Consider the following 11533-nt stretch of genomic DNA (forward strand, 5'->3'; position numbering starts at 1 on the left):
GATGAAGAGATGTCATTACAGTATGCTCATCGCCGCCTTCGCGCGGTGCTCATCGCGTTAGGTGTAACCGCGACCGGCGCCTGCAACAGCCTGCTCTCGGTCGATAATCCCGGACGCGTACCAGACAACGCGCTCGACGATCCCGCGCTCGCGCCAGCACTCGAAGCGGGCGCCCTCCAAACCTTCGAATGCGGCGCGGTCAACTTTGCCGCCACCGCCGGCATGCTCTCCGGCGAGTACTGGTCGGCGAACGGTTTCGTCAACAACCACCCATGGGAGTGGCGCGGCGTCGTTCAGATCAAGGGCGAGCCGGGATCGTGTAGCTACGGTCGCACGACGACGTCCATGGGCTTCTACACGCCGCTGCAACAGGCGCGCTTTCAGCTCGAGGACGCCTTCACCCGCGTCGAGAAATTCACTCCTCAACAGGTGCCAACGCGCGACAAGATTCTCACCGAGATGCGCGCGTATGCCGGCTATGCGCTGACGCTGCTCGGCGAGGGCATGTGTCAGATGACAATCGATCGCGGTCCGGCGATGACGAAGGCCGAGGTGTTCGCGCTCGCCGAGCAGCGCTTCACCGACGCCATCTCGCGCGCAACGGCGCTCAACGACACGAGCCTGAAGAACATGTCGCTCGTCGGGCGCGCGCGTGTACGGCTCGACCTCGGCAACATGACCGACGCCGCGGTCGACGCGAGCCAGGTCCCATCTGGATTCGTCCGCAACGTCGAGTTCTCGGAATCGAACCAGACGCGCGAGAACCGCCTCTATGACCTAACGATTCGCGGAGGCTACCTCTCCGTTGCACCGGACTATCAGAACCTGACAGTGAACGGCGCGCCCGACCCTCGCGTGCCAGTTCTCAATACTGGGAAAATCGCCCAGGATAACGTGACGCCGCTGTGGCTCCAGCAGAAGTTCATCGGCAACACGGCGACGGCGCCATTGGCGCTCGCGTCCTGGGCCGAAGCGCAGTTGATCTATGCTGAAGCAACGGGTGGTCAGGCTGGCCTCGACGCGATCAACGCCGTCCGCGCCGCAAGCAAGATCGGTCCGCTCGTGATGGCGGACCCCAACGACGCCGCGGCATTCGAGGACGCCGTGCTCGAAGAACGGCGCCGACAACTCTTCAGCGAGGGCCAGCGCTACGCGGACATGTTGCGCAAGAACCTGCCGTTCCAGACCGGGACCAATCGAAAGGGCCAGGTCTACAGCGATCTGACATGCGTCCCGTTGCCCGACGTGGAAACGCGCAATAACCCGAACCTGTCATCATAGCTTCTTTTCGCACCGTGCATTGCGACAATTTCTGTCTGTACAAGCGCCCGTGGTCAAACAGCCGGCAGCGTCAACCACGCCGTACTACCAGTACCAGGCGTGCTCTCCAGCCACACCTCGCCATCCATCGCGCGCGCCAGATCGCGCGCGATCGCGAGGCCGAGGCCCATGCCTGGGTATTTCCGCGTCGGACCATGCTCGACCTGGAAGAACGGATCGAACACCTTCGCGAGCTGATCCGACGCAATGCCGATCCCTGTATCGGTCACCCACACGCGCACGCGATCCTTATCGCGCGTTGCGCCAATGCTGATGCGGCCTCCGTCGGGCGTGAACTTCACTCCGTTGACGACGAGGTTGAGTAAGATCTGACGAAGGCGCTCCGGATCCGCGCGCGCAAGGAGCGACGCGTCGGAGAGCTGGCGATCGAATGTCAATCGCTTCTTCTGCAGCTCGTGCTCCAGTATGCCTTCGAGCGCGACGATCGCGTCATACACGATCACCGGTTGCAGCGACAGCGAGAGACGCCCCGTCTCCAGGCGTGCGAAGCCGAGTACATCCTCGAGCAGAGTGAGGAGATGCTTCTGGCTTCGTTGGATCCGTGTGAGATACTCGCGTTGCTTGTCGGTGACCGGTCCGGCAACCTCCATTTCGAGCAGGTCGACATAGCCCGAGATCGCGTTCAGCGGCGTGCGGAGCTCGTGGCTCATCACGGCGAGGAATTCAGCTTTGGCGCGATTCGCCTCCTCGGCGAGCATCCGCGCGCGCTGAAGCCATTCCTCGGTTTGCTGCCGTTCGGTGACCGACGCCCCGAGCACGAGAAACGTCGCCGTGGCGACGGCCATGAATGTTTGGAGCGCGAACAGTCCCTCGTTCAATACCGGCCGTGCGAAGGGACCATTGCCCGCCACGGTCCCCCACACCGCGATTATCATCGTGACGAAGACCGCTGTCACTGCACCACGCTGGCCAAAGCGGAGCGCGGCGAAAATGAGCGCGGGGAAGACGAGGTACGTCTGCTCGAGCGAGACCGCGCCGCCTAACGTCGTGCCACCGAAGATGTAGACGTTGACGCTCACGAGCACCGCGCCCAGCACCACCGCCTCCCCCGCGCGCCGCCACTGGATCGTCCTCGATCGCGCGCTGAACCACACGAGCACGAAGGGCGCGACGACCAGCGCTCCAACGAGATCGCCGAGCCACCAGGCGCGCCATGTCGCGGCGATCTGGGAGGTCGTTACGGTGCCGGCAAGCGCCAAGCTCGCGACACCGATCGATGCGCTGATCGTCGTACACACGCCCGCAGCGAGCACGATGATGCTCGCGACGTCTTCCATTCGATCGAGTGGAAGTCGAAACCCTGGTGCTCGGCGCAAGACAAACGCGCCCGCCAACGCCTCGAGCGTGTTACCGCACGCAATGCCAAGCGCGGCGAAGACGGGTGCGCCCGTCCAGAAATTGACAACGAATGCGCCGACAAAAATGGCCGGCCACAGCCGATAGCCCCACAGGAGGAGCGCGGCGAGGGCGATGCCCGTTGGCGCCCAGACGAGCGTCGCGAATCCGGCGATCGCATCGAGCGCGAGGCCGGCGCGCGCGGCACTCGCGTAAATGATCGCGAGAGCGAGCAGCTCGGCGACATACCGTGAAAAGGCGAGTCGATTAGTAGGCTTGAACGTCTTGGAACCGGCGCCGTTAGGTGTACCTAAGGCGCGAGGCGGGGTGGGATTTGGCTCCACATGCGGCGGGGACGGGCGTGCGACTTACAAACGTGCCTCCGGCATCGGGTGAGTAAACTATGAACGCTCGGCCGCGATTCCGCCAGCATGAAAGAGGGGCCAGAGCACGAGAGCAGAATGTGTCTCTCGTCACCCCTGGCCCCGAGGCCCTAGCCCGTAGCCCCGCGAAGCAGCCTCTACGGCAGCACCTGGCCCCTGCCAATCTGGTACTCCTTCGGCGGCTCCGCACCTAACAAGTTCTTCACGAAGTAGTCCCAGCGCCGGCGCATCGTGTAGTTGTTGTCGGCACCGTAGCCATGGTGCGCGAAGGGCAGCATCAGCAGATCGAAATCCTTTCCGGCCTTGATGAGTGCGTCCGCGACGAGCGTCGTGTTGTACGGTGGCACGTTGTCGTCCATCAGGCCGTGCACGAGCATCAGCTTCCCCTTGAGGTTCTTCGCGTGCGTTTCGTTGGCCTCTTCGGCGTAATTGTCCGTGCCGTCGGACCTAACGAGTAGGCCCTCGTAGCGCTCGCCCCAGTCGTCCTCGTAGACGCGGTTGTCGTGATTCCCCGATTCCGACCAACCCACCTTGAAGAAATCCGGATACCTGAACATCGCGTCCGTTGAAGCGAAGCCTCCGCCCGAATGACCCCAGATACCGGCGCGATCGATGTCGATGAATCGATACTTCTGCGCGAGCTCGCGCATTCCCGCCACCTGATCCGGCAGGGTATTGTCCCCCATGTGGCCGTAGTAGAAGTCCTCGAACGCCTTCGAGCGTCCCGGCGTCCCCATACCGTCGATGGCGACGACGACGAACCCCAGGTCCGCAAGCGCCTGATTGTCGCCACGCGCCGGTGAGAAGCTGCGCGTGCCGACGCTGCCCGACTGCGGCCCTGGGTAGATGTAATTGACGATGGGGTACTGCCTGGTCGAGTCGAGATTCGACGGCGTGAACATCAATCCATAGATGTCCGTCTTCCCGTCACGCGCCTTCACGTGGAAAGGCGTTGGTGGTCGCCAACCGGCTGCACGCAGGCGCGAAACGTCGGCGCGCTCGAGGGTCTCGAGAACCTTGCCGTTCGCGTCGCGCAAAACGGTCGTCGGAGGCGTGTCGGGTGTCGAGTACGTGTCGACAAAGTATTGTCCGTTAGGCGACGCCGTGACGACGTGATTCGCGTTCTCCGGCGTCAGGAGCGTGAGTCCACGCCCATCGAAGCCGACCCTATACAGCTGCTGGAAGTACGGATCCTTGCCGCCCTGTTCCTGCCCGCTCTTCATGAAGAAGACTTGTCGCCCTTTCTCGTCGACGCGCACGATGTCGTCGACGTTGCCTTCGCCCGTCGTGATCTGGTTCTTGAGCTGGCCCGTCGTCAGGTCGTAGAGATAGAGGTGCAGCCAGTTCGCGCGCTGCGACCACCAGATCAACTCGTTCGACGCCGGCAGCACGCGCCAGAGATTCTCGCGAAGCGAGGCGTCGCCGACCTGCGTCGGCATGTGCTCCTCGAACAGCGTGCGCACTGCGCCCGTCTGCGCATCCGCGACGCGGAACCACGCCGTCTTGTGATCGCGCGAGCTCGACACGAACGCGAGATGCGAACCGTCCGGATACCACTCGACGTCGCAGATCCCTCCGGCGCAGGCGATGTGGTCCGACACCGTCGACCGATGCGCGTCGGGCGGCATCTGAAACCTAACGACGGTCGGCTTGCCATCGGGGGCCTGCCGAATGATGACGCGGCTGACGCGGAAGATCACGCTGTCGCCGGGCATCGGGTACTTCCACGCTTCGAGCCTGGGCGAGCCGGCCTGCGCAGCAACGAGATACATGTCGCGCACGCCCCGCTCGTCCTGCTGAAAGGTCGCGATCTCTCGCGAATCCCGTGACCACGTCACCACCGGCCGGTCACTGTGCACCCATCCGGCGTTATCCGTCGCGTAACCGAAGTCCTTGATCCCATCGGTCGTCAGCTGGCCCTCGCTCCCGCTCGCGAGATCCTTGTACCAGAGATTGTAGTCCTTGATGAAGACGGCAAACTTGCCGTCCGGTGCAACGCTCGAATTGGGCGGCGCGCCCGCCACACTCGTGGCCGAATCCTTTGGGCTGCACGTGTACGTCTGCACATCGCAGCGCCATGAGCGATTGCGAACAGAGAGCTCGATGGCGCGATTGTCCTTCGAGAGCTCGAAGGACTGGAACGGCAGCCGGCTCGCGTCGACGCGGCCACCCGTCGCGGCGGCGAGCGCCGTCGCGAGCCGTGTGGCGTCGAAGAGTGACTCGCGCGTCCGGCGCGCGGGGTCGACGATGAAGAACGCGCTGCCGTTAGGCACCGTCGCGCGATACCAGAAGCGTCCGTCGGCGAGCCAGGTGGGTCGGCCCGCGAGCCCACTCACCAACGGAGCAACGTTCGGCGCGAGGGCACGCTCGGCGCGCGCATAGTCCGCTGCGGTAAGCTGACGGGGCTGCTGAGCGCCGACCAGAAGCGGTACGAACAGGAGTGTGGCAGTGATATAACGCATATGATGTCGCGTAGTCTGGCAGGAACGAATTAATGAGTCGCACCGGGTCGGCGACCGTCGCCGAGCAAACTAGCGCCGTGCTCGTAATCCCGCGACGCCGTTCGGCACCCATGGACCTTGTCAGCGCTCGGCCCCCGCGACATGTTGCGTTCGGAAAATTGATTCACGGCTACCCACCTCGAGGACCGATGCCAAGTCCCTTGCGCACCCGTTGGCGAGCGTCGCTCATCGCGACGCTCGCTCTCCTGGCGTTGGCGCCTATTGCAATGGCGCGCGCTCAGGCCACCGGCACGATCGAAGGCGTTGTCACCGGCGCCGCCGGTGCACGACCTCTCTCTGATGTTCAGATCACAGTTGTCGGTACGACGTTAGGCGCCCGCTCCGACGAACAGGGACGTTACCGCATTTTCGGCGTGCCTGCCGGCGCGCGGCAGGTGCGCAGCCAACGCATCGGCCTCGCGTCGGTGACGCGGTCAGTCGATGTCGTCGCCAGCCAGACCGCGAGCGTCGATTTCCGTCTTGCCGAAGCGGCGCTTTCGCTCGATGCGGTTGTCGTCACGGGCACCGCAGCCGAATCACGCAAGAAGGAAGTTGGCAACGCGATGGCGACAATCGACATGAAGCCGATCGAAGTTCAACCGGTGAAGAACACCCAGGATATTCTCGCTGGCCGTGGCCCCGGCATCACCGTCATGCAGAACTCCGGGCAACCGGGAGCTGGCGGCACCATCCGTCTCCGCGGCACGAACAGCATCACACAGAGCAATGCGCCGGTCGTGTATGTCGACGGCGTTCGCATCTATAGTGATGCCGGCCCGATCACGCCGTCGGCGCGACAGAGCACGCTGGCGATGAACGACATCAAGGCCGACGACATCGAACGCATCGAGATCGTGAAAGGCGCCGCGGCGACGACTCTCTACGGTACGCAGGCGTCGGGCGGCGTCATTCAGATCTTCACGAAGAAAGGATCGGCCGGCGCACCCGAGTGGAACCTCGATGCCGGCACGGGCGTGAACTTCATGGGGCACGTCGGGCCATCATCGGATCCGACGGGACTGTTTCTCAATCAATGCACGGGACCGAATCTGCACGACGCGTTCGGCAATCCGTTCGTCGATCCCACCTGTCCATCGAGCGGCTCGTGGCTGAAGACTGGAAACGTCCAACGCTACGGCCTCGGCGTGCGCGGTGGGAGCGGAGCGCTCACGTACTACCTGTCGGGCAATTATGACGACAATCCTGGCGTCGTGCAGACGAGCGATGCCAAGGGTGGCGGGTTCCGCGCCAACTTTGGCTTCACGCCAGCAAAGAACCTCATCTTCAACGTCAACAGCTCGTATGAGAAGAAGATCATTCACTGGCTTCCCGATGGGAATCTCGCGAACGGCTTCACGTTGAACGTGATGCGTGGGCCGTTCGGCAACTTCAAGGGCGGACCTCAATGCGTGGCTGCCACCATCACCTGCGTCAGCAATGCCAACGTTCTCGTTCAGGACATCGAGAACAACGGTGACCACTTCATCTCGGGCTTCTCGCTCCAGTACAGTCCAGTCACCGCGTTCACCAACCGGTTCAATGTTGGCTTCGACTACAACGACACGGACAACAAGTCCGTCATCCCGTTCGCCTTTCTAAATCTGCCGACGGGCTCGATCAACTCGCAGGGGTGGAATCACACCAAGCTGTCACTCGACTACGCAGGCTCGTTCGTACACTCGGTGCGTACACCGCGCCTGATGTCCACCTTCTCGTGGGGCGGACAACTCTTCGACGATCGCGAGCGATACACCGGCATAACGGGCACCGGCTTCGCCGGGCCCGCGAATCCCACGCTTGCTTCGGCGGCCACGATTAGCCTCGGCGTCGACACGCGCCCGCGTGTCGTGAATGCCGGCTATTTCCTGCAAGAGATGCTGGGGTGGAAGGACCGGCTGTTCGTTACTGGCGGGTTGCGGGTCGACGGAAACAGCGCGTTCGGTCAGAACTTCGGTCTCGAGACATATCCCAAGATCAGTGCTGCCTACGTGCTCTCTGACGAAGACTTCTGGCCCACGCGTTGGATTCCAACGATGAAGCTGCGCGCCGCGTTAGGCGAATCCGGCAAGGCGCCCGGCGCCTTCGACGCCGTGCGCACGTGGGACCCGGTATCCGGTGACGCCGGGAAACCAGGCGTGACCGTCGCCCAGCTCGGCGATCCAAATCTCGGTCCCGAGCGCACGCGCGAGATGGAAGGCGGTTTCGACCTGGCGACTCCTGGCGACCGCGTCGCTGTCGAGATGACGTACTATCGTGCGCGTACGTACGGCACGCTCATCGGCGTCACGCTGCCGCCGTCGAACGGGTTCAATCGAACGCAGCTCGAGAACGCCGGCACGATTCAGAACGACGGACTCGAGGTGCAGATCAGCCCTGTGTTCCTTCGCGCATCGAGCGTCGATTGGCGTGGACGCTTCAGCGCATCATGGATGCAGAGCAAGGCAGTCGACATCGGCGGCCAGAATATTTCGACGGGACTTGGCAGCTTCGTGCGTACCGGGATGCCTGTGCCGTCGCTCTATGGCTCGAAGATCTTGAATCCCGACGCCGTCGGCGTTCCGCCGATCATAGCGACCGATCAGTACTACGGACCGGTTTACCCGCCGCGCCTCTTGAGCGCGGAGATGACAGTGACGCTTCATCGGGACATTACGCTCAACGCGCTCGCCGACTACCAGGGCGGTGCGTATCTCACCAACTTTATCGGCTATCAGAACGCCCTCCGCAACGTCTGGCAGCCTTGTTACGCGGCGCAGCAGGCGCTCAAGGCCGGCACTGGCACCACGACACTCACGGCGCGCGATCAAGGACGGTGCGCGATCGATCGAACGATCGCGAACAGCGACTACTGGGATTCGAAGACCGACTTCGTCAAGCTGCGCTCGATCTCCATCGCTTACGATCTCCCGCAGCGCTTCACCCGTGGCGTGCATAGCGCGACGGTAATCCTCGCGGGCCAGAATCTCTGGAAGTGGACGAAGTTCGACGGCGCGGATCCCGAAGCCAGTGATGGCTCCGACGCCGGTACCGGTCTCGGCCGCCGCGAATACTATCAGATCCCTCCGTTCAAGACGGCAATGTTGAGCATTCGTACAACCTTCTGAGCGATGACATCGATGCGATCAAAGACTCGAATACTCGCACTGGCGTCGCTCGCCGGCGCCTTCTCCCTTGCGGGCTGCCACGGCTTTCTCGACGTCCAGAATCCCGGCCCGATCGACGACTCGGCGCTCTACACGCCCGACGCGGTGCCGGCGCTCGTCGTCGGCATGTCCGCCGATCTCTCCGACATCTACTCGTTCATCGTCCGCATCGACGCCATCGCGAGCGACGAGATGGGTCATGGCGGCAGCTATACGCCCGAAGGCCTCTGGGTCCGCGGCATCATTCGTCCCGAAGACGTGAACGACTACTGGGCGCGCATGCAGCGTGTCCGGTTCGAGGCGGAGTCGGGCGTCGACCGGATGAAGGGCATCAAGGGCTTCAAGTACGACACCGATGCCAACGCGGCGCGCGCCAACCTCCTCGGCGGCTTCGCCAATCGGCTGCTCGGCGAATCGGCGTGCCAGGCAGTGATCAATGACGGTCCGGTGCAGAGCGACACCACGTACTTCCAGCGCGCCGAAGCCGAGTTCACGGAAGCGATTCGCATCGCGGGCGCCGCGACAAACGCGACGGACATCCTTACTGCAGCATACGGTGGACGCGCGTCGGTGCGCGCTTGGCAGGGAAACTGGGCCGCCGCCGTTCAGGATGCGCAACAAGTGCCCACGAACTTCGTTTACAACGCGATCTATTCAATCAACTCGACTCGTGAGAACAACTCGCTCGTGCAGGAGACATACGTGCGACGCGAGTTCTCTCTCTTCGGTACGATGTGGGCGCAGGTATTCAAAGATCCGCGTGTACCGTGGGACACGATCAAGACGACCACCGGCGCGATTCAAACGGGGCAGGACGGCAAAACGCCATACTTCCGTCAGGCCAAGTACACGTCGCTTGGCTCCGCGATCCCGCTCGTAAAAGGCACCGAGATGTTGGTGCTTCAAGCCGAGGCCGCGCTGCGGAACGGCGACATCACCACGGCGTTCACGCTCATCAATCAGGAGCGCGCGTTCTACAAGATGGCCGCGCTCACGGCGCCGGCGGACTTGCCGACCGCGTGGCAGACACTCGAGTTCGAGCGCGGTGCGGTTGTCTGGCTCGAGGCGCGCCGTCTGTGGGATCTCCGGCGCTGGTTCGTCGACCCGGGTCCGGCCCATAACGACTTCCTCAACGGGCGCGACAAGTCGATTCCGATCAGTCAAGCTGAATATCAAACCAACCCGAACCTCATCAGTCAAACGCCAAAAGAGTGTCAGTGAGGGCGCCGTAGGTCCCTCGTAAGCATCGTGTCAAGGTGCCCGAGTAGCCATCGCCGTCGCCTTTGGCCACGGCGTAGATTGCGAGACTCATGAGTACTCCGATCCGCGCCGCGGCACCATCGCCTCCGAGCTCCGCCGAGACCGCCAGTGCAGCGGTGCCTAACGCGGCGCCGGCTGCGGCGCCGCCGGAGCGCCGCCGCTTCGATCGGTCGCTCGTCGACGGACCGCTCGCGCCGGCAGTCTGGAAGCTCGCCTGGCCGACGATGCTCACGAACATCATCGGCGGATTGCAGGGCATCATCGACCACGTCATGGTCGGCAATCTCGTCGGCTACACCGGCAACGCGGCGATCGGAGTGAGCTGGCAGATCTTCATCATCGTGATCGTCTTCATCTCCTCGCTCTTCACCGGCATGAGCGTGCTCGTCTCGCGCTTCGTCGGTGCCGGCGACGGCGACAAGGCCGACCGGACGGTGTATCAGGCGTTCCTCACGGCGATCGTTCTGTCGTTCGGGATCATCGCGCCCGTCGGCTATTTTGTATCACCTTGGCTTCTGAACTTTGTGAACGCGGCACCTGCGGTCGAGACGCAGGCGCTTCCCTTCATTCGGATCATGTTCCTGTTCAGCGGCGGCATGATGATGTTCTTCATGCTCAGCATCGCCCTGCGCTCCGCCGGCGACGCACGGACGCCGATGATCCTCGGCGTCGCGATGACGGTGCTGAATGCCGCGCTCAACGTCGTACTCATTCGAGGCCTCGGTCCCATCCCCGAGTTCGGCACGAAGGGCGCGGCGATGGGAACGTGCATCGCCTCTGGGATCGTGAGTATTTACTCTCTCGTACAGCTCTGGCGAGGCAAGTGGGTCATCGCGTTCCCGCGGGGACACGGCTACGCGCCGGACTGGCAGATCATCCGGTCGCTCTTCCGCTTCGGTCTCCCGACGGGGATTCAGGGCATCGCCATGAACGTTGGCGGCGTGCTGATGCTCTCGTTCATCGGCTCGCTGGCCCAGAGCGCCGCAGCTCAAGCCGCGTTTGCGATCTCATACTCGCAGCTCTTCTCGCTCATCACGTGGACCTCCGTCGGTCTGATGGGTGCCGCCGCCGCTGTCGCCGGCCAGAACCTCGGCGCCGGCAATCCTGATCGCTCGACCCAGGCAGTGCACATCGCCGCCCGCTACGGCCTAACGGGCGCCGCGCTCATCGGTGCCCTCTTTCTCTTCTTCCCCGCGCAGCTGCTCGCGATCTTCGGGATGCACAATGGCCCCGTCGTCGACATCGGCGTCACGCTACTGCGAATCCTGAGCGTGTCGGGACTCTTCATCGCCGTCGCGCTCACCTACACCGGCGGCCTTCAGGGCACGGGCGACACGAAGAGTCCGCTGTATATCTCGATCGTCTCCCAAGTGATCGTTCCACTCGGCATCTGCTTCGCCGTGCAGCGCGTGAGCCACCTCGATCCCGTCGACATCTGGATCGCGATTCTCGTCGGACACATCACACGCTGCGCATTGAGTGTGTGGCGGTTCAATCAGCAGAAGTGGCGAGGAATCCGCGTCGATATCGGGACCGCTCGGTAGAGCCCTGACACACGCGGCCTATGGGC

General features: G+C 63.3%; 6 protein-coding genes. 4 read left to right on the forward strand and 2 right to left on the reverse strand.

Annotation, left to right across the window (positions count from 1 at the left end; translation table 11 throughout):
- Window positions 1-9 precede the first annotated feature (9 nt).
- Complete coding sequence (locus tag VGH98_22470; protein ID HEY2378763.1) at window positions 10-1281, forward strand: RagB/SusD family nutrient uptake outer membrane protein; 1272 nt, start codon at window positions 10-12, stop codon at window positions 1279-1281.
- Window positions 1282-1334: 53 nt separating this feature from the next.
- Here the strand turns inward: VGH98_22470 and VGH98_22475 are convergent, their stop codons facing one another.
- Together VGH98_22475 and VGH98_22480 are read right to left on the reverse strand one after the other, a co-directional pair.
- The gene (locus VGH98_22475; protein HEY2378764.1) at window positions 1335-3020 is read right to left on the reverse strand and encodes an MASE1 domain-containing protein; all 1686 of its coding nucleotides are present in this window, start codon (window positions 3018-3020) and stop codon (window positions 1335-1337) included.
- Window positions 3021-3196: 176 nt separating this feature from the next.
- Window positions 3197-5521 carry a DPP IV N-terminal domain-containing protein gene (locus tag VGH98_22480; protein ID HEY2378765.1) on the reverse strand — a complete coding sequence of 775 codons (2325 nt, stop codon included), beginning with the start codon at window positions 5519-5521 and terminating at the stop codon, window positions 3197-3199.
- A 188-nt stretch (window positions 5522-5709) separates the two neighbouring features.
- Here VGH98_22480 and VGH98_22485 point away from each other — a divergent pair, with 188 nt between their 5' ends.
- The 3 genes from VGH98_22485 (at window position 5710) to VGH98_22495 (ending at window position 11507) form a co-directional block, all read left to right on the forward strand.
- Window positions 5710-8664 carry a TonB-dependent receptor gene (locus VGH98_22485; protein HEY2378766.1) on the forward strand — a complete coding sequence of 985 codons (2955 nt, stop codon included), beginning with the start codon at window positions 5710-5712 and terminating at the stop codon, window positions 8662-8664.
- Window positions 8665-8676: 12 nt separating this feature from the next.
- Window positions 8677-9924: a RagB/SusD family nutrient uptake outer membrane protein gene (locus VGH98_22490; GenBank protein HEY2378767.1), complete on the forward strand. Its 1248-nt coding sequence runs from the start codon at window positions 8677-8679 to the stop codon at window positions 9922-9924.
- 89 nt (window positions 9925-10013) lie between these two features.
- Entirely contained in the window at window positions 10014-11507 is a 1494-nt protein-coding gene (locus VGH98_22495) for an MATE family efflux transporter (protein HEY2378768.1), read from the forward strand.
- The last annotated feature ends 26 nt before the right edge of the window (window positions 11508-11533 follow it).

It is taken from the genome of Gemmatimonadaceae bacterium (assembly GCA_036496605.1).
GTDB lineage: Bacteria > Gemmatimonadota > Gemmatimonadetes > Gemmatimonadales > Gemmatimonadaceae > AG2.